General features: G+C 31.2%; 10 protein-coding genes. 7 read left to right on the forward strand and 3 right to left on the reverse strand.

Annotation, left to right across the window (positions count from 1 at the left end; genetic code table 11):
- Positions 1-155: 155 nt before the first annotated feature.
- Complete coding sequence (locus tag LNP22_RS09090; RefSeq protein ID WP_229976251.1) at positions 156-692, reverse strand: DUF1877 family protein; 537 nt, start codon at positions 690-692, stop codon at positions 156-158.
- A 732-nt stretch (positions 693-1,424) separates the two neighbouring features.
- Positions 1,425-1,841: a hypothetical protein gene (locus LNP22_RS09095; protein ID WP_229976252.1), complete on the reverse strand. Its 417-nt coding sequence runs from the start codon at positions 1,839-1,841 to the stop codon at positions 1,425-1,427.
- Positions 1,842-2,407: 566 nt separating this feature from the next.
- Here LNP22_RS09095 and LNP22_RS09100 point away from each other — a divergent pair.
- Both LNP22_RS09100 and LNP22_RS09105 read left to right on the forward strand, forming a co-directional pair.
- On the forward strand, positions 2,408-4,420 hold the full coding sequence (locus tag LNP22_RS09100; RefSeq protein ID WP_229976253.1) for a M13 family metallopeptidase: 2,013 nt from the start codon (positions 2,408-2,410) through the stop codon (positions 4,418-4,420).
- Positions 4,421-4,704: 284 nt separating this feature from the next.
- Positions 4,705-4,896: a hypothetical protein gene (locus tag LNP22_RS09105; protein ID WP_229976254.1), complete on the forward strand. Its 192-nt coding sequence runs from the start codon at positions 4,705-4,707 to the stop codon at positions 4,894-4,896.
- Positions 4,897-5,263: 367 nt separating this feature from the next.
- On the opposite strand, the gene LNP22_RS09110 is transcribed toward LNP22_RS09105, so the two are convergent.
- Complete coding sequence (locus LNP22_RS09110) at positions 5,264-5,932, reverse strand: response regulator (RefSeq protein ID WP_229976255.1); 669 nt, start codon at positions 5,930-5,932, stop codon at positions 5,264-5,266.
- 215 nt (positions 5,933-6,147) lie between these two features.
- Here LNP22_RS09110 and LNP22_RS09115 point away from each other — a divergent pair, with 215 nt between their 5' ends.
- The 5 genes from LNP22_RS09115 (at position 6,148) to LNP22_RS09135 (ending at position 22,464) form a co-directional block, all read left to right on the forward strand.
- The gene (locus LNP22_RS09115; protein WP_229976256.1) at positions 6,148-6,396 is read left to right on the forward strand and encodes a hypothetical protein; all 249 of its coding nucleotides are present in this window, start codon (positions 6,148-6,150) and stop codon (positions 6,394-6,396) included.
- A 145-nt stretch (positions 6,397-6,541) separates the two neighbouring features.
- Complete coding sequence (locus LNP22_RS09120) at positions 6,542-8,524, forward strand: tetratricopeptide repeat-containing sensor histidine kinase (RefSeq protein ID WP_229976257.1); 1,983 nt, start codon at positions 6,542-6,544, stop codon at positions 8,522-8,524.
- Between the two features lie 511 nt (positions 8,525-9,035).
- A complete protein-coding gene (locus LNP22_RS09125) occupies positions 9,036-9,545 on the forward strand; it encodes a UpxY family transcription antiterminator (protein ID WP_229976258.1) in 510 nt (169 codons plus the stop codon).
- A gap of 248 nt (positions 9,546-9,793) precedes the next feature.
- Positions 9,794-16,675 (forward strand): non-ribosomal peptide synthetase, encoded by a 6,882-nt coding sequence (locus tag LNP22_RS09130; protein ID WP_229976259.1) that lies wholly within the window; start codon positions 9,794-9,796, stop codon positions 16,673-16,675.
- A 68-nt stretch (positions 16,676-16,743) separates the two neighbouring features.
- Complete coding sequence (locus LNP22_RS09135; RefSeq protein ID WP_229976260.1) at positions 16,744-22,464, forward strand: non-ribosomal peptide synthetase; 5,721 nt, start codon at positions 16,744-16,746, stop codon at positions 22,462-22,464.
- Positions 22,465-22,543 lie beyond the last annotated feature (79 nt).

Below are 22,543 nucleotides of genomic sequence, written 5' to 3' on the forward strand. Positions count from 1 at the left end.
TGGTAACGTCTTGCTAGTAGGCGATGGTCGGGCTAAATAAAGCAATTATTTCGGATTATCACTAATTTCCCAAATACAAAACCATTTTTCCTTTAAGCCTAATTCCCGACTATTGCTTACTAGCTGTTAACTGTTGTTTTTCTTCGGTTTCTATTTTAACCAGAACAGATTAATAAATAATTTTCTTCCTTACTCGCTTGAGTTATAATTTTTTTCAATTTTGAAAAATCTTCTATTAAATGATTTAGATTATTTGATTCTCCTTCGATATTTTCATCAGTCCATTCATTTGGATAAATATCGTTTTCATTTAGTTCAGTTGCGTTATATTTATCTTTCAATTCTGATTCATTAATTTCAGATATAATTTCACTAATTTCAGTTACTTTTTCGTTACTTAAATATGGAAAATAATTTCCGCTTTCCATAAAATCCATCATTTCCTCAAAATCTGGATTTTCAAAGTCAAAATCTCCTAAATATTCTGTCGGATTAAATATTTGGTTAAGTATATTTTTAGTTGTTTCAGATTTGTCTTTTGTCAAAACAAATTCAATCCCCATAAATGAGTTTTGAAACGTATAATAATCTTTTACTCGATTATGTATTTTAATTTCTTTTCTGTTTTCAGAATTTTTTAATTCATCGAAAAGTTCTTTTGAAATACTATAAATTGTTGTCGATTGGCTCATTGATTTCGGTTTTTCAAAATAACAGTTAACTTGTTTATACCAGCCATAAAATGGCTCCAATCTACTCTAATTAAGGCGTATATACGAAGTTTTGTTTTATAGTATGTTTCCGTTTTAATAATAAAGCAACACAGTTACCTCATTACTTACAAAACAAATATAACAATTCTTGCATCATCATCTCTGAGAGAAACCATAATGGTTGATTATTTATTTGGAGACAAGTATACCACTAAATAAAAAGTGGGCAGCAGGTATTTATACCTGTTTTGATCAAGTGTTACGGTTTTGTGATTAAGTTTTTAGTGTTTTTGCTATAGTTTTTAGGTTTAATCATGAAGTTTTTGGGTTGTTTACCTAAACGTTTGGGTCTAGTACCTAAACTTTGGGGTTGCGAACCCCGCTGTTGAGGTTCGGAACCCCTCGTTTGGGGTGCTGAGGTGCTCGGATGGGGTTCGGAACCCCAAATTTGACGTTCGGAACGTCAAATTTGACCCCCAAGGACGTCAAATTTGACGTCTGGAACCTCATTTTTGACGTCTGGAACCCCATCGATGGGGCTCGACACCCCAAATTTGGGCCTCATGACGCCATCGATGGGGCTTGGAACCCCAAACGACCTGTTTTTTGACCTCCGTCTGTATTTTTGATTAGGATATTCATTATTTAAATGAAGGGTTTCATATAATAAAAAATCCTCAGTCGTTTTTTTCTGACTGAGGATTGGTAAAACTATTTTTTATTGCCAGTTACTTTAATTCGAATTACAGTAAGATTACCATATTTTTCGACATCTTCTTTTGACCATTCATATTCCTTCCCTTTAGATCTTTTATCAAAATTCCAGTCTAAAGGTTCTTTTACATATACAAATAGTCCAATTGTAGTTCCGTCCAATGGCTTTTTATTTAATTCTTCTCTGCTTTGGAAACGGAAAGAAAAATAAGATGGAGAATCTATTGTACCCATTACCAATTTTATTTCGGGCTTTATTTCTTTCAACAAATCTTTCAAAGGTTTATTGATGAACTGCTGCTCATTTGCTTTTAATTTATAGGTGTCCTCAGGTATTTGAACCATCTGCTGTGCTTTACAGCTAGTGCTTATCAAAAATAGAAATGCGGCTATTATTTTAATTGTATTTTTCATTTTCGCTTATTTATTAGTTACGTAAAAACGGCAGTATATCTTACTGAGCCCTCAGGATTTGTTGATGCCTGGATCTTAACACCCGCTCCCAAAGAGTTCTCACGCAAGCTATGCAAATGTTTACTGACTTCGCACCCGCAATCTCAATTAGATATTATTTTGTAAATCTACATAAATAATAAAAGTTCGAGATTTCTCTGAAGTTTTGTTTTAGTCATGCTATGCATCTCAATACCGAATCAATGTATTAAAGATTTTTATATGATTATTGTATGCGCCTCTTAATGATTGGTAGAAAAAAAATAGAAGACTTATCAAGTATATGTAACCCGATTGGGTGCCTTTGTGTAGTTTGTCGGGCATATAAAAAAGTGAGGAGTAATCTTATCTAGAGTGATAGATAAAAAGAACGCTTTCATCACTATAACAATAGAGTAGATAAACTTTAGAATTAAAAACTGAATTCGTATATTGTTCTGCTAAAATTAGATATGTCAAGGATATACATTTTAAAATATCTGCTTTCAAACGTTTTTCAGTTCATTTTAATACAAATCATTTAGATTATGAGAAATTCATTAATGCTCTTCATTGCATTCTTAGCTTTTACAGCGTGCTCAAAACATGAAGGAAAAAAAAATAGTGCTATCACAGGAATAGATTCTACGTTGCGGCCTGGTGATGATTTTTTTAAATATGTAAATGGCAAATGGTATGATTCTGTAGCAATACCTGCCTCTCAAGCTGGAGTTGGTGCGTATATGTTTATGAATTACCCACAACGAATGCGCCTGCAAGGAATATTAGACAGTATTTCGAAAAGCAAGAATCCAGAGGGGAGTATAGCACAAAAGGTAGGAGACTTTTATGCATCTGGTATGGATACTGTAACCATTGACAAACGCGGTTATACACCTATTAAACCCTTACTTGCCAAAATTGAAGCCATTAGCGATTTACCTTCTTTAATGAACTTTGTAGTGAATGAAGTAAAAGTGAATAACCCTTCTATGATAGGTTTTGGAGTGTCACCCGATGAAAAAAATAGCAGTATGAACATTGCCCAAATCTATCAAACGGGTATTGGTTTGCCTGATAGAGATTATTATTTCAAATCAGATTCATCGACTGTTGCGATACAGGAAGCGTACAAAAAATACCTTACGACATTATTTCAACAAATAGGCAGCAATGCCATAGAGGCAAAAAAGAATGCTAATTTGGTTTACGATATTGACAAACAACTCGCCGTTTCGCATAGAACAAAAGTTGCACTTCGGGATGTGCAGGCAAATTATAATAAAATGGCTGTGACAGATCTTGTAAAAAGGCATCCCAACATAGACTGGACTACTTTTTTAAATAAGTTAGGTGCTAAAACCGATTTTATTAATGTAGGCCAGCCTGCTTATTATGATGCCCTTAATAAGCTTTTGAAAACCATCCCTATTAGTAATTGGAAAATTTACCTGAAAGCAAATTCTCTAGAAAGATATGCAGATGATTTAAGTAAACCTTTTGTAGAGGCCTCATTTGAGTATACCAAAGTGCTTTCTGGTCAAGCTGTTCAAAAATCACGTGGCGAAAAAATGGCTAATGTCGTTGACAATTACTTAGGCGAAGCATTGGGTCAATTGTATGTAAAGAAATATTTTTCAGAAGATGCCAAAAAACGTATGTTAATCCTCGTGAATAATTTGCAAAAAGCGTATACCAAGAGAATTGATAAATTGGAATGGATGAGTCAAAGTACCAAACAAAAAGCAAAAGAGAAATTGGCAGCCATGACTAAGAAAATAGGGTATCCAGACAAATGGAAAGACTATAGCAGTGTACAGATAGCCAGAGATACCTATTTTGAGAATATGGTTTCGGCGGCTACAGCTGCATGTCAATTTGAATTGGCAAAATTGGACAAACCAGTCGATAAATCAGAATGGTATGCAACGGTTCCAACCGTTACGGCATATAATAATCCTACTGCCAATGAAATTGTGTTTCCAGCAGGTATTTTACAACCTCCATACTTTGATAATAATGCAGATGATGCACTTAATTATGGAGGTATCGGAATGGTTATAGGTCACGAAATAACCCATACCTTTGATGATCAGGGTGCTCAATATGACAAGGATGGCAACTTAAAAGACTGGTGGACAAAAGAGGATTATGCACAGTTTAAGTCAAGAATACAACAGGTAATCAATTTGTACAGCACATACACTGTTTTAGGCGATCTGCACATTAATGGGGCCATGACAGTTGGCGAGAATACGGCAGATATTGCCGGAATAGCAGTTGCCTATGATGCTTTTAAAATGACCGAACAAGGAAAAGGAAATACAAAAATTGATGGTTTTACTCCAGACCAACGCTTTTTTATTTCCATAGCCAAAATATGGAGAGTAAAAATGAAAGACGAGTTTCTGCGTTTATGGATTAACAACAATCCGCATTCTCCACCAAATTGGCGTGTTAATGGTCCGCTGATGAATACTTCACCTTTTTACGAAGCATTTAATATACAACCTAAAGATAAAATGTTTTTGCCGAAGAAAGACAGAATAACAATTTGGTAATGCGCTGGTTATTATAAGTGTTACTATCAAAAAATGCGCAAAGTTTCCTGTAAACTTTGCGCATTTTTTTGGTTGCTTAGAAATTGTAAATTATATAAAAGCCTCCTAATTTTTTACGTTTTTACCTTAAACAAAAAAAGCTTCAGATTTCTCTGAAGCTTTTCTAGAAGCCTCGACGGAGCAAATGTCGAACTTTTTTTTGAAGGATTTGGAACGTTTACTGAATATTCCTAAGCTAAAATTATGAAAGAGCGTGTTCTGATTTTTCTTCCCATTTTTCTCAATTGGGAGATAATGTATTTGTAAATTATAGAATTCCTTATTATTATTATTATTATGTGCTAAATGACAAAGTTCGTGAATTACTACTAATTACTGTTGATTCAGATAATTTGTCTGCTGAGGGATTTACTTCGGTCGGAGGACAAATTGGTGTGGGAATTGAAGGAAGCCCTGCATCTTTAATAAATGTTTAAGCAACATATCAATATACACCTGTAGTTAGACCAATCTTTTAATTAAATGATATGTCAAAAAACTATTGACAGGTAAGATTTTACCGCAGAGTAGGAACTTATGAAGATTTAGTTTCGTTCTGTAAAGTTGATTAGTTAAAGATGCCTTAACGGAATTATTACCAAAAAAAGTCCCAATCCGGAAATTTTGAGATTGGGACTTTTTATATGTATCCTATTTATTTTGACTGCGTCCTAAATTCTAAAAGGACTGCGTCGGCATTTTTGAAGGTTGGTGGCTATTCTGTGATGTAGGCAATGCACTTCTTATTAAGCTTCATGGTGACGTCAGCATCAACATCACTGAGTTTTACACATAAAAAACAAATTACAATAATCCTAAATCTTTCGCTTTTTCAATTAAATCTTTATCACTTCCTTTTCCTTTTAGTAACTGATCTTTTATGTTTGCTTTTCTTTTTTCAATTGCACTCATAGAAAGAGGTATATAATCAGGAAGGTTTACCGTTTTTACACCTTCAGAAATTAAGATTAAAATTTGATTGTCATGATTATCCCAATTTATATTTTTCTTAAATAGCTCTCTTTGTGATTCTACTATTGTATTACTTCTGAATATTTCACCATTAATGATGTTTTTACAGATTACGGGGAATAATTCAAAATTGATATCACTTTTTGATATAAAACCTTCAGGCTGTATACCTTTTATTATTTTATCTACTGTCAATGGTTCACTACGCATTGTAAGAAGTACTATTTTACAATTGGGTAGTTTTTCTTTAAGTAGAAATGCCAAATCAATACCATTATTGATATTTAATGGTTTATAAGGAGGTAAATTAATATCAAGAAGAGCAAGATCAATATTAATATTTTGCTTGAGGTGAAATATAATTTTATTATAAGCATCTTCACAATTATGACTCTTTATAAAGTTTGGAATATTTTCTTGAAACTCCCCATCAGATAAAAGGTTAACATAACTATCTACCGTCATCGGGTGGTCATCGACGATCAAAATATTAAGATTCATAATTTATTTAAATTCGATTTGAAACAAATGTAAGAAATATTACGGATTTTCCGTAATAGGGATTTAATTGTTTTACAATGAAGTTTATGTGTTGAATTACAGCTAATTGAAATCCTACTTTTATTATAGAATAAACGAAATATTACGGATTTACCGTACATTTTAATTCGGAGTAAGTTGTTTTTTTGTCTTAACAATAAATTAAAATTATTTTTATGAAAAACAAATTATTTATTCCAGGTTTAATTATTTCTATTGCATTGTTAACTTTTTCATGCACAAATGATGATTACCAAGTTGAAACAAATAGCGGCAATCAATCAAAAACGGTAACAAAAGACCAATTACAAAAATTGAATGCAACTACAAAAGTTAGAGACTCAATCAGCAACGACACGATTCCGCAAGTAAATAATCTTACTGAGGGAGATCCTATTATTCCAAGACCACCAAGAAAAGATTAATTGTCATATTATTTTTAAGAACTAGTGTTTTATTATTTTTAAATTTTATAGTCTTTTTATTTCAAAACGCTATATTTGAAATTGTAAAATAATACTTAAACTTTTGACGAAACTTTATAAAATAATTTGTTTAATTCTGGTACTGATGTTTTTTTCATGTAAGAAAACAGCATTAACGAGTTCAAAAATTAAAACAACTCTTTCATTTGACAATAATCATTTAGAAAGCAAAAAAAAAGAAAAATACTTAGATTCAATATTTAATGTATTGCGGGTTCAGGAAAATGATTCTGTTATTAGAAACTTTTATTTTAAGTTATCTACTGAGTATTACTATAATAACAATCTGAAAAAATCTTTGAATGTAAGCTTATTGGTTCTTAAATTATCAAGACAGGTTAATGATAAAGAGGGAATGGCCAAAGCATTCTATTATATCGGAGATAGTTATGGAAGTGTAAAAAAAGACAGCGCCTATTTTTATTATTTACAGGCAGAAAAATTATATTATAAGTTATCTGATTATAGTAATATGGCACGAATGTTATTTAATAAAGCGTATGTTTTGTTTTATGACGGAAATTATACAGAATGCGAAGTTGAAATTTCTAAGGCCCTGCATTATTTAAGAGATTCTAAGGATCAGAGGTTAATCTATTCCTGCAATACATTAATGGGGACATGTTTAGAAAAGCTGGCCAATTATGACAAGGCGTTGTGGTATCACCAGCAAGCTTTGAATAATTTAGAAAAAATGAAGATTACAGGTATTGATAAAGATGAAGAAAATAATTATTATATCGCATCAAGTATCAATATCTGTAATCTTTATGATTTAAAAGGGGAATACTCAAAATCTATCGCAAAATTACAAGGTTTGCTTTCTAATAATTTAGAAGAAAAATGGCCTAGATTATATGCCAATGTTCTTAGTAATCTAGCGTATTCTAAGATGAAAAATGGAGACTATCGAAATGTTTACGCGATGTTTTCAAAATCATTAGAAATTTTAAAAAACAACGGAAATGAATCAGATATTCTATACAAAAAAATCCATATTGGCGAATATTTCTTAACACAAAAAGATACTTTTAGAGCAATTAATATTCTTAAGGAAGCCAATGTTCTGGCAAACCGAATTAAGAATAGTAATGAAATTTTAACGTCATTAAAACTGCTTTATACATTAGATAAAAAGAATAGTTTTTATTATGCAAATGAATACATTAATTTGAGTGACAGTATTAATATTGTTCAAAAAAATGCACATAATAAATATGCAAGAATCGAATACGAAACTTCAAGAATTCAAGATGAAAATAAAATTTTGACGACGAAAAACTTCTATATTTTAACCATTTCATTTGCATTAGTTTTTCTATTGCTGATCATTGTTATATTGCGATATTCGAAATATAAAAATAAAGAACTACAGTTTTTAAAGAAACAGAAATCGGCAAACGAGGAAATTTACTTGCTGTTAATGGAGCAGCATGAAAAAATAAATAATGCAAAAGAGAATGAAAAATCCAAAATAGCAAAAGAACTTCATGACGGAATAATGAATAGAATTTATGGTGTTCGAATGAATCTGGGATTTTTTAATTCGAAAGTAGAAAATGAAATAATCGAAAAAAGAAAAGAATATATTTTTGAACTTCAGAATATAGAAAATGAAATCAGAACGATATCACATGACTTAAGCCGTAATTCTTTTTTAGATTGTAATGATTTTAATATTCTGCTATCAACTTTAGTAGAAAATCAAAACGTTACAGGTAATACTCAATTTACATATTTAATCGATGAAAACCTAGAATGGTCAATTATTCAAAATGTATATAAGATCAATTTATATCGCATTATCCAGGAGGCTACTTTAAATGTAAACAAATATGCAGGTGCTTTAAATTGCGAAGTAAAAATTCAATCAGAAAAAAATGGACTTTTAAAAATGTCGATTATTGATGATGGACAAGGTTTTGATATAAAAAGCAAAAAAGAGGGTATTGGGTTAAGTAATATGAGAGAGCGGGCAAACTCATTAAAAGGTTATTTTAATATCGAATCAGAAATAGGAAAAGGAACAAAAATCGAAGTTATATTTAATCTTGAGGAACTAACTTAATTTGGGATCAATACTAAATGTTATAGAGAAACATGAAAAAATATAATTACTAATTATTTTTCCCTCGAAAAGGATAAAGTTCGCAAAGCTATATCAATACAAAGCTTTGCGAACTTTGCCTTTTTATAAAAGTTAAAAGTAAAAAAACGTAACGTTCTCTGCGGTAATTTTTAATTTGTAAACTTCACATGTTTTATTGAAATTAACTGATCTAAAAAGATATAAATTTTTATGTCTTATTTAGAACGGGATCCGTGTTAATCTTTATATTATTTTAATTTAAAACATTCTCTTTTATATTAAAATAACACGTTTATTTATTTCATTATCAATATTTTATGTTTTTTATTTAAAGTCCGTAGTTTTTATCTGAAAAGTCCGTAATTTTTATGTTTAGAGTCCTATTAATTTAGCGATAAATCTAATGCGTTTTTTAGTTTTTCAAACCAGTAATTAGATAAAGATTCTCGTAACCGAGAACAGCGTAGCTATTAAAGAAACCTTAATATTTATGAAATCAGCTCAAAATGGTTGGTATGTTTTATATGTAAAATGCCATCATGAAAAAAAAGTATTTGATGTACTTGGACAGTTGTCTATTAAGGCTTTTTTACCCACAATTGAGGTTCAGAGTAAGCGTACAGACAGAAAAAAGAATATTCAGAAATTACTTTTTCCGTCTTATATTTTTGTAAAGATTAATTCTTCACTAGACTTTTACAAAACACTTTCGGTTAATGGAGCATGCATGTACATACGTTTTGGAATGGATTATGCTAAAGTAAGTGACGAAGAAATTAAAAAAATTCAACTTATTTTATTAGGTAATGATTTAACTGAGATTGAAACAAATGTTGAAAATTTTAGAGTTGGAGACTTTAAAACAATCTCTTACGGTGCATTAAGCGGATTAGAATGTCAGGTTTTAAATACAAATAATATCAATAAAATTGTTGTTAGAATCGATTCGCTACAAAAAAATATCACCGCTACCATTCCTTCCTATTATTTACAAAATTAAAGCTAGTAAAACAAGCTTTAGAACTGTAGATAAAATTTTATCAAATTAATTTTTAGGGACTTACTATTTTATAGAAAAGAACTATTTAGAATATCTATATTTTCTATGTAAGTAATCGACTTTAAAACCATTACACGTTTTTCAGTTATTTTTTAAAGAAAATATTTTTTACAACAAAAATGTACTGCAATAATTCCTTCATAAGATTTTGAAGAAGTTGAATGTTTATCTAATTATAAGATTTTTAAATGACAACCATAGAACAAAAAAGCATTTCGAACTATTGGATAAAAAAAGTTAAAAATAGTCCTCTGGTTAATAGTGTTGAGATAGAAAACCCAAAAATTAAGAGTATACAAGTTGATCGTAATAGTATTTCATTTTTCAGCAAGCTTACTAATGAAAATAATATAGCAGAATTAACTGTTTTACTGACCGTTTTTAATGCTTTATTACAACGCTATTTTGAAATTGAAAGTTTTATTTTTTCATCGAAGGTAAATAACGATGGAATAACTTTATTGTATAAAAATGCTGAAACGTCTGGCAAGTCATTTAAGTATTATTTGCAGGAAATTAAAAAAGAAGTTCAGGAAGTATACTCCTATTCAGAATACGAAGATAAATTACAGGAAAATTTTCCCTTTTCTAAATATGCGCTTTTTGGTTTTTTCTATAATTCGAAAACTGCGCAAGCAAACCACAATTTTCCGTTTTCATTATCAGTAACTAAAAATGATAAAGCATTAGAATTAAATATTTCGTATGATTCTTCATTCGTAGAAGAAAGTATAGCAGATCATTTTTTAAATTCTTATGCAAATTGGTTATTGCATCTGGATCTTTATATTAACGAAACTGTTGATAAAATAGCCATTGTTTCGTTATTAGAAAAAGAGCAATTACTTCATGATTTTAATCCTGCTGCGAAAGATTATGCCAATAAAACTTTAGTTGAATTATTTGAAGAACAAGCAGTAAAAACACCTGATAATACGGCTATTATTTTTAAAAATAAAGAACTGACTTATAAAGAACTTAATGAAAGAGCCAATCAATTAGCGCATTATTTAAGAAAAAAATACAGTATTCAGCCGAATGACCTGGTAGGAATAAAATTAGAGCGAAACGAATTTATACCAATAGTTTTATTAGGAATACTTAAATCGGGAGCTGCTTATGTGCCTATTGAAATTAATTATCCTGAAGAACGCATTCAATACATAGAAAAAGACAGTCAGTGTAAACTGGTGATCGATGAAAATCATTTAAGAAATTATCTTAATGATACAGACCATTCTAATAACACAGATAATCCTAAACTAATAAATCATCACACAGATTTAGCTTATATTATTTACACTTCTGGCACAACCGGAAATCCAAAAGGAGTTATGATATCGCATCAAAATGCGGTTGTTTTGATTTACTGGTCTCAGGAAGAATATAATGCAGATGCTTTTGAGATGGTTTATGCGGCAACTTCGTATTGTTTTGATCTTTCTGTTTATGAATTGTTTTATCCTTTATCTATCGGAAAAAAAATAAGAATTCTTGAAAATGCTTTAGAAATAGGAGAAGCGCTTCAGCATGATAAAAAAGTATTGGTCAATACGGTTCCTTCAAGTATTAGGCATATTATTGAAAGCGGATATAGTTTAAAAAATACTACTATAATCAACTTAGCAGGAGAACCATTTCCAGTTGATCTTTCCAAAAAATTACTGGATACAAATGCTGAAATAAGAAATCTATATGGACCATCTGAAGATACGACTTACAGTACTGCATATAAATTATCTGCACAAAAAGAATATACGACATCTGTTTCGATAGGTAAAGCCATATCGAACACGAAGGTTTATATATTAGATAAAAATCTGGAATTATTGCCTGTTGGTATAGCCGGAAAATTATACATCTCAGGAGATGGTTTATCAAAAGGATATCTTAATCGTGCTGAATTAACGGCAGAAAAATTTATACTAAATCCTTTTAGTGACAGCGTTTTAATGTACGATACTGGAGATATGGCCAAATGGCTTCCAGATGGTACTATTGACTTTTTAGGAAGAAAAGATTATCAGGTAAAACTAAGAGGATATCGCGTTGAACTTGGAGAAATTGAAAATGCAATTCTATCTTTTTCAGAAAACGTAACTCAGGTTGTTGTTCTGGTATTGCAAAATAATGCAGTACAAAACTTAGTTGCTTATTTCACTAAAAACAAAAGTATTGATGAAGAAATACTAAAAAGTTATCTGAAAGAAAAACTGCCTGCTTATATGGTGCCGAACTATTTTATCGCTTTAGATAAAATTCCGTTAACACCAAACGGAAAAACAGATCGAAAAGTTCTCGAAAATTTGCCGCTTCATCAGCTATCAAATGCTAATTATGTAGCTCCGGGAAATGAAATAGAAAAGACATTAGTCGCTATTTGGCAGGAAATTCTGGGTATTAAAAAAATAGGAATCGAAGATAACTTTTTTGATTTAGGAGGTCACAGCTTAATGATAGGGCAGGTGATCAACAATATTTACAAAAGACTTAACGGTACGATTTCTTATAAAGAGCTTTTTCTTGCGCCTACTATTGCACAAATAAGTCAAAAAATAAGAAAAGAAAACTATCAGTCAATTCCTAAAACCGAGGTTCAAAACTATTATCCGCTAACAGCGTCACAACATAAAATGTGGGTTTTGAGTCAGTTTGAAGGTGGTAATAGTGCTTATAATATGCATGGTGCCGTAAAATTAAAAGGCGATGTAGATGTTTTAAAACTCGAAAAAGCTTTTAATTTTTTGATTGCTAAATACGAAATTTTAAGAACCTACTTTAAAGCAGGTCATGACGGCGAAATAAGCCAATATATTTTAGAAGAAGGGCAATGGAAATTTAACCTGATTCAGGAAAATTATTCAAATAAGAGTAAAGAAGAACTTTCTCAATATTTAAATGAGCAACAAGCTACCATTTTTAATTTAACAAATGCGCCATTATTAAAAGCAGCTCTTTTAAAAACCGAAGAAAACGAACATATCCTTTCTTTGGTGATGCAGCATATTATTGGAGATGGCTGGTCTCTAGAATTATTAATTTCTGAGATTGTTACGACTTACAATAATCTGATTCAGGGAAATACAATTGATTTTTCAATAACAATTCAATACAAAGATTACGCCGTATGGATGCAATCTCAGGAAAACGAAAAATCAGTTTTAGATTCAGAAGAATATTGGTTATCTGTGTTTAAAGGACAAATTCCTGTTTTAGAATTACCAAGTTATAAGAGCCGTCCAGCAAAACAAACCTATAGTGGTAATACGCTAACATATTCCTTTTCAGAAGCTTTTTTATCAAAATTAAAGCAATTTTCTAAAACGAATAACGTAACGCCTTTTATGACTTTAATGGCTGGAGTCAACGCTTTATTATACCGTTATACCAATCAAAATAATATTATTTTGGGAACTCCAATAGCAGGAAGAGAACATCCAGATCTGGAAAATCAGCTTGGTTTATTTTTAAACACTTTGGCTATTAAAACCAAAATAACAGGAACTGACAGCTTTTCGGCATTATTAGAAGTACAAAGAAAAACGTTAATCGATGCATACGAACATCAAAATTATGCTTTTAGCAGTTTAGTAAATAAGCTTAATCTAAAAAGAGATGCTTCAAGATCGGCCTTGTTTGATGTGTTGGTCGTATTGCAAAATCAAGAACAATTAAAAACTATACATGCAAATGCTCCGATGGAAGGAGTTGCTGTAGAGCCATTTGAAATTAAAAGAAATACATCTCAGTTTGATCTTAGTTTTGTTTTTACAGAGAAAAAAGAAGAACTGCTTTTAAGCCTTGAATACAATACAGATATATACGATGAGTTTTGGATTAATGCCATATTCAAACATTTTGAAAACCTTTTAAGTATTGTCTTTAACGACGACAATGTTACGATTGATACCATAGAATATTTAGAGGAAAGTGAAAAAGAATTGTTGCTAAAGACATTCAACAAAAATGAAATCTATTTTCCAAAAGAAGCTACTATTGTCGATTTGTTAGAATTACAGGCAGATAAAACGCCAGATGATTGTGCCTTGATTTTTAATAATGTACAATTGACATACAAAGAAGTTCATGAGCAATCAAATCAATTGGCGCATTATCTTCGAGAAAATTATGATATCATACCAAATGATTTAGTAGGAGTACGTTTAAAAAGAGATGAATATTTAGTAATTGTCATTTTAGCGGTTCTTAAATCAGGAGCAGCCTATGTGCCAATAGATGTTAATTATCCGATTGAACGCATCAATTATATTATAGAAGACAGCAATTGCAAAGTCGTAATTGATGAAAAAGAATTGGATGAGTTTCTTCTAAAAAAGAAAAATTCCGCCAAAGAAAATCTTCAAAAAATAAACAAAGCCGAAGATTTGGCTTATGTTATTTATACTTCGGGAACTACCGGTAAACCAAAAGGAGTTCTTATTACCCATAAAAATGTTACAGCATTTTTACACTGGGCCAAAAAAGAATTTAATACCGGTAGTTTTGATATCGTTTATGCTGCCACATCACATTGTTTTGACCTTTCTGCCTATGAAATGTTTTTTACTTTATCTGTTGGAAAAACGATAAAAATATTAGGCAATGCTCTGGAAATAAGCAAAGAATTAAAAAAGGATAAAAGAGTTTTAATCAACACAGTTCCTTCAAGCATCAGAAGTCTGATTGAGGAAGATTTTTCAGCTTTAGAAAATGCAAGCATTATCAATCTAGCAGGAGAACCATTTCCTGTAGATATCGCTAGAGAATTATTAAATACTAGGGCAGAAATTAGAAACCTCTACGGGCCTTCTGAAGATACAACATACAGTACATATTATAAATTAGAAAAAGATAAAAAATATAAATCAATCCCTATAGGCAAACCTATTGCTAATACACAGGCTTATGTATTAGATGAAAATTTGCAGTTAACACCTCTTGGTATTGTTGGTAAATTATATTTATCAGGTAAAGGAATTGCGCTCGGCTATCTTAACAAAAAAGAACTTAGCGCTACTAAATTTATAAAAAATCCATTTATCAAAGACAGTATCATGTATGATACAGGCGATCTGGTAAAATGGTTTCCTAACGGAAATATCGAATATTTGGGCAGAAAAGATCATCAGGTAAAATTAAGAGGATACAGAATAGAACTGGAGGAAATAGAAAATAGTTTATTAAATATTTCAGACACTGTAAAACAAGTTGTCGTTGTTGTAAAACATTTTAAAGGCACTGATATCCTAGCGGCTTATTACACCGGAGGTGAAGGTATTTCTAAAAATGATTTTAAAGAATACCTGCAAAATATATTGCCTGGCTATATGATTCCACAATATTATGTTGGAGTTCCGTTTATTCCGCTTTCGCCAAACGGAAAAACAGACAAAGAAGCACTTCCGGACATTGATGGAAATACAGAAATCAATAATGGACTTATTGCACCAACAGGAAGAATCGAAAAAACATTGGCCCTTATCTGGAAAGATGTTTTAGAACTTGAAACCATAAGTTCAGCAGATGATTTTTTTAATTTAGGTGGACACAGCCTTAAATTAGGTAAGTTAATAAATAAAATAAATGAACAATTTCAGATTGCTGTTTCTTTCGAAAAATTATTTGAATACTCGGTTTTAAAAGATCAGGCTGAACTGATAAAAAATTCGTTTTCAAATAATTACACGTCTATTGATGCTGTGCCAAATGCGACTTCCTATGAAATGTCATATGCTCAAAAGAGCCTTTGGATGGTGAGTCAGTTTAAAGGAAAAGAGATCGCTTATAATATTCCGGCAGTATATCATTTTTATGGAAAGTTTGATATTGAGGCTTTTAAAGAAGCATTTCATCTCGTTATCCAAAAACATGAAATATTGAGAACCGTTTTTAAAGAAGATGAAGAAAAAAACATCAAACAGTTTATTATTCCATCTTCAGCATTTCAATTTTCAGTAGGATATGAAGATTTTAGTACTAATACGGATAAAGAATTAGTATTAGAAAATGAAATTCAGCAAACAATCGGTTTTGCATTCGATCTATTCAAAGTACCATTATTCAAAGCAAAATTAGTCCGTTTAAGTGATGAACATTATACCTTTTTATTCGTCATCCATCACATAATATCAGACGCGTGGTCACTACAGCTTCTGATAGAAGAAATAAGTGCTAATTATAATTCAATATTAAAAAAACAAGTTGTGGATTCTTCTCCATTGGCTATTCAATATAAAGAGTATAGTCATTGGTTGAAGAATGAAATAAAAACAAATGCGATTACCAATACTTATTGGATGAATGAATTGCAGGGATATTTAAGACCATTAAAACTTAATTATGATTATTTGCCACAAACGAACGCTAATAATCAGGGCAGCAAAGTAGATTTTTTCCTGAATACGGAAGCTAATTTGTCTATCAAAAAAATCGCTAAAAAACTCAATGTTACTGAATTTACATTTCATTTAGCGGCATTTTTTAGCTTTTTAAACTTACAAACAGCAGAAACAGATATCATATTAGGTGTTCCGTTTGCGGGTCGTGCTCATGCCAATTTAGAAGATCAATTGGGCTATTATGTAAATCTGTTACCGATAAGATTACATCTTCATCAAAATGAAAATTTCGAGACTATAATTAAGATGGTTCAGGATAAATTATCAAATGCTTTTGAAAATCAAATGTATCCTATCGATTTAATTTTAAAAGATTTAGAATTCGAAAGGGGAGAAAGAGGAGCCAATTTTATCAATACCGGTTTTACCTGGAATGACCTTGCCCATGATGAATTTAGAATCAACGAAAATCTTACTGCAAAAGTTCAAAACATACCTACAGAACAGGTTAAATACGATTTGTGGATAATATCAAACGGTTCAAATTTTATCCTTGAATACAGAAAAGATCTTTTTAGCAGAGATAGGATAGACTTGCTTGTAGAGCGATATTTAGTGTTTTTAGAAGCATTATCAAAAAACACAGCAGGAGAAATAGTCTCATACAGTTTTAAAACCCAAAGCGAAAAGCAATTAGAATCTTCCAGAATAAATATCGAAATAAATTTTTAGAGCATCGTTACCTCATTTAATATATCTAACAAACCTTTTGTTTTTAATTCCATTAATAATACGACATCATGAAAGATAAAAAGATCATACAAGATTATTGGTTTAATAAAATAAAGCAATACAGTAATGATACCAATCATTTACTTAGCCAATATGAGCAAACACCTTCTGGTAAGTATAGTATTTTTTTAAATGACCGATGTTTAGATAAAGTCAATAAATTATCAGGAGGAAACACTATTGCAGCTGGTACCATTTATTTGTCTGTTTTTAATGCTTTACTAAAAAGATATACCAATAATGAGCTAATCTGGGTGGCTTCATCTCCTTTTCATTTACAGAAAATACAACACGAAAAAGATACAGTAGTATTTTTTCATACACCGGTATCTAATGAAAATTCGCTAAAAGATATTGTAAATGCGACCAAAAAAGAAATTGAAGAAACGCTGCTTTATGATGCTATTTCCTTTGAATTAATTCATAATGAATTTTCGAATATTGAAGTAACTCAGGAAGAATATCTTCATTATGCCTTTATCTATAAAGAACTAAACAATAAAAATACGCTAACGGCTCAGGCAAGACTTTGCCTGGAAATAGATGATAAAAATGTTAAGGGATTATCAATAACAATCCATTACGATACTGCAAAATACGACAGTTTTTTTATCGAGAACCTAACACATCATTACAATTATATACTTGAAAATATAAGCGATATAATTGATACTAAAATCAGTGGAATTGAATTTATTACAGCTTTTGAAAAACAGCAATTACTTGAATTTTCCGGAGAATCTGAAAAAAGAATTGAAGAAAGTGTTATAACTGTTTTTCACCAGCAGGTTTTGGCAACGCCAAGTAATATAGCCTTAGTACATAAAGGAAAAAAATATACTTATGCAGAGTTGAACCACAAAGCCAATCATTTGGCTTATTGTCTGCAGGAAGATTACGGAATTAAATCTGGTGATATTATTGGAGTAATGACAGATTACTCAGATTATACAATCCTCGCTTTTATTGCTGCCTTAAAACTCGGTGCGGGGTATTTGCCTTTAGATTATAATCTTACAGAAGAAAGACTGGATTATATGTTGTCTGATACCCAGCCTAAAGTTATCATAACTCAATTAGAATATCTAAGCCATATCATTAATTATTCAATTCCTTTATTTAGTGCAGATGTGATGCTAAATGAAGAAAATATTCCCAACACAAATCAGGAAAACATAAATGTTAAAGGAGACATTGCCTACATCATGTACACATCAGGATCAACGGGAGTGCCTAAAGGTGTTGTGGTAAAAGAGAAAAGCATTGTAAGACTGGTAAAAGAAACCAATTACATCAAAATTGAATCTCAGGATCGTATTTTGGCCATTTCAAATCCTGCTTTTGATGGTTCTACATTTGATATTTGGGGCGTATTATTAAATGGAGCTACTTTACACATTCCGGAGAAAGATCTGGTATTAAATTTTGAGTTACTGTTTCAGGCCATTACACAAAACGAAATATCGGTTGTTTTTATGACTACTGCCTTGTTCAATTCTATGGTTGATACTGATATTGAAAGTCTTAGTAAATTGAGAAAAATTCTTTTTGGCGGAGAAATGGTTTCTGTATCGCATGTTCGAAAATTCATCAATCATAACGGAAGTGGAAAATTAATACACGTTTATGGTCCTACCGAAAATACCACTTTCTCAACATTTCACCCTGTAGATGAAGTTTTGGAAGAAGCACAAAACATTCCGATAGGAAAACCAATTTCGTATACACAATGTTATATTCTTAATGAAAGTTTGAAATTGCAGCCTATTGGTATTTCAGGTGAACTTTATGTTTCCGGAGAAGGAGTTGCAGCGGGATATTTAAATAAAGAAGAACTTACATCAAAAAGTTTTATCGAAAATCCGTATTCAAAAAAATCTTTATTGTATAAAACAGGAGATATCTGCAAATGGCTTTCAAATGGTAGTATAGAAATCTTAGGTAGAAGAGATAACCAGGTAAAAATTAGAGGTTTCAGAATAGAATTAGGAGAAATAGAACGTAAAATAACGAGTTTTAGCACCATTTGCGAAGCTGTGATTTTGGTAAACAAAGACCTTCATGATGTTAAATTTTTGAGTGCTTTTTTTGTTGCAGATATTAATATCAGTCCCGATGAACTTCATTCTTATCTAATTCAAAAACTTCCTAAATATATGGTTCCGTCGCATCTTACCCAAGTGCCGCAAATACCATTAAACAGAAACGGGAAAACAGATGAAAAAGAATTAGTCAAACTGGCAAAATCTAAGAAAGAAGTAACAAGAGAATTGGTTTTGCCTACAACTGAAATTGAAAAAGCTGTATATCAAATATGGACAGAACTATTTGATAAAGAGTATATAAGCATTACAGATGATTTTTTTGATATTGGCGGACATAGTATCAAAGCGATGAATCTGGTATCAATGATCCATAAAAACCTGGATGTAAAAATTGATATCGGTAATGTTTTTGAAGACAGAAATATTAAAGCAATTTCAGAAACCATATTATTAGCCAAGGAAAGTTATTTTAAAGAAATAGAAGCTTTACAGGAGCAGCTAAGTTATTCGGTTTCATCATCTCAACAACGTTTTTGGGCATTAAGTCAATTTCAGGAAGCCAACAAAGCCTATACAATTCCGAGTACTTATGTTTTTGAAGGAAATCTGGACAAGTCTGCCTTATTTTTTGCTTTTAAAACAATAGTAGCACGACATGAGAGTTTTAGAACCTCTTTTAAAGAAAATGAAAACCAGGAGTTAAGACAAATTATATCACATGAAAATGGTAATTTTACTATTGATTGCATTGATTTGCGAGATCGTACAGAAAATGAATTAGAAAATACAATTCGTAATTTAATTCAGGTAGTTTTTAATTTATCAGAAGGACCGCTTTTAAAAGTGACTTTAGTGCAAGTGCAGGATTCCAAATGGATTTTGGTATGCGTTATGCATCACATTATTAGTGACGGATTATCTATGGAGGTTTTTATTGAAGAACTGTTGCATTTATATCAGGCTCATAAAAATAATACTCCAACAAATTTAAAACCTCTGAGAATACAGTACAAAGATTTTGCAGCGTGGCAAAATGAAGAATTAAAGGATGAAACTTTACAGGTTCATAAAGCTTACTGGATCGAAAAATTCTCTGGCGAGTTACCGGTTTTAAATCTTCAAAAAAGTAAAATTCGTCCTAAAATTAAAACTTATAATGGTGATAGTCTTACTGTAAATATTGACCATACAACTTTACAAAATTTCAAGAATGTATTAAATAGCGAAAACCTGACTTTGTTTATGGGACTCGTATCTATGGTAAATGTATTGATTTATAAATATACCAATCAGGAAGATATTATTCTGGGAAGTTCGATTACAGGAAGAAATCATGCCGACTTAGAAAAACAAATTGGATGTTTTATTAATATACTGCCATTGCGTTGCCAGTTTTCAGGGGAAGATTCTTTAGTAAACATATTCCGAAATGTAAAAAAGCTGACTCAGGAAGCATACGAACATCAAATTTATCCTTTCGATAAATTAATTGGAGATCTTGACCTGACACATGATATCAGCAGAAATCCTTTGTTTGATTCAACCGTTGTTTTGCAAAATGCCGATTTAGATAAAAAAATAAATGCTTTAAGTAATGAAGGTCTTGAAATAGCATTGTATGAAAAAATTAAAGCATCTGTTAGCCGATTTGATATTTCTTTCAATTTTGTAGAAACAATAAATGGGCTGGAGTTTACTTTAGTTTACAACACAGATATTTTTGATGAAGTTTTTATTCATCAAATTCAAAAACATTTTGAAAGCTTATTGGCAGCAGCAGCAGTTAATCCAAATCACACAATTGCAGCGATTCCGTATTTATCAATTGGCGAAACAAATCTTCTTTCATCAAACTTTAGTTCCGGAGTTTTTAACCCTGAAGTTTGTCTGGATATTGTTGATGCGTTTCAGGAGCAGGTAAATAAGACTCCTGATCATATCGCAGTTGTGTATAAAAACTCACAATTAACCTATCAGGAATTAAACAATAATTCTGATAAAGTAGCTCATTTATTAAGTACAGAATATGGAGTAAAAAAGGGAGACAAAATCGGAATCATCTTAGATAAATCAGAGCTTTTTATTGCGACCATACTTGGCGTTTTAAAAGCAGGTGCCATATATGTTCCTATTGATGTAGAAAGCCCTCAGATTAGAAAACAATTTATTGCAAACGATATTGATACCAACACAATCATTACTCAAATGGAGTATATGTTTGATCTTGATTTTTTTGATGGAAATATTGTCGCGATAGACGTTCAGTTAGATTTTTTAGAAAGTGCTGTATTTCAGCAAAATAAAAATCAGCCTGAAGATCCTGCTTATATAATGTATACTTCCGGTTCTACAGGAAATCCAAAAGGGGTTTTAGTATCACATAAAGGTGTTACCAGACTGGTTAAAAACACCAATTATATTGATTTTAATACCGTAAACGCCATATTGTCCACAGGCTCTGTATCTTTTGATGCCTCTACATTCGAATTTTGGGGAGCCTTGCTGAATGGTAAAAAGTTAGTCTTATGTGATAAAGAAGATTTATTAAATACAAAAAAACTTTCGACATTAATAAAAGCAGAAAAAGTAGATACGATGTGGTTTACAGCTGGATTATTAAACCAGTTTGCAGATCAGGATATAATGCTTTTTGAAGACCTGACGAATATACTTGCAGGAGGCGAAAAATTATCATCTAAACACATTAGTAAATTACTCCAAACTTTCCCTGCAGTAAACCTAATTAACGGTTATGGACCTACAGAAAACACGACGTTTTCGGCAACATACAAAATCACATCGCCAGTAGAAGATGATATTCCGATTGGCAAACCAATCAACAATTCTAAGGCTTATATTTTAGACCAGAATTTGCATTTATGCCCTTTAGGAGTTATTGGAGAAATATATCTGGCAGGTGATGGTTTGTCTTTAGGCTATTTAAATGCAGAAGAATTAAATCATGAAAAATTCCTTAATCCGGATAGTTTAAACAATGAAAGGGTTTATAAAACAGGCGATTTAGGATTATGGCTGCCAGACGGTAATATTAAATTTTTTGGAAGAAAAGACAGTCAGGTAAAACTTCGCGGATATAGAATTGAATTGAATGACATTGAGAAAACCTTAGGCACTCATCCGGATATAAACGGAGCTGTAGTGGTTTTAAAACAAGTAGCTGAAGCAGTCGAAGAGAAATTTATCATTGCTTACGTAAAGGCAAATGATGAAATAAATAAAAAAGACCTTAAAACCTATCTGAGCGACAGGCTTCCTTTTTATATGATTCCAACCTATTTTATTCAGGTACATGATTTCATTTTAAATAAAAACGGAAAAATTGATAAAGACCTTCTTCCGGATTTTGATTTAGCACAACTAGAAAGGGAATATGTATCGTACAGAAACGAAATCGAAAAAACACTGTCTGAAATTTGGACAGAAGTTCTAGGTATCGAAAAAATCAGCATAACAGATGATTTCTTTGAAATAGGCGGACATAGTTTAAGAGCCGTAAAATTAGCCAATATGATTCAGGAAAGTTTTGGTATTGAAATAAGTATCGGACATGTATTTCAATTTAGAACTATCGAAACAATGGCCGAACAACTTAATTTCATTCAAAAACAAGAGCAGTTAACGGCAAACAAAAAAGATCTTCAGGAAATAGATATCGACCTGTAATACTGTCTTTCGAGAATATAAAGCCCGATAGTCACACCCTACATTATACTTTAAAATTGAAAAATTATCCTCTGAAAAT

It is taken from the genome of Flavobacterium flavipigmentatum, assembly GCF_020911905.1.
In the GTDB taxonomy this organism is placed as follows: domain Bacteria; phylum Bacteroidota; class Bacteroidia; order Flavobacteriales; family Flavobacteriaceae; genus Flavobacterium; species Flavobacterium flavipigmentatum.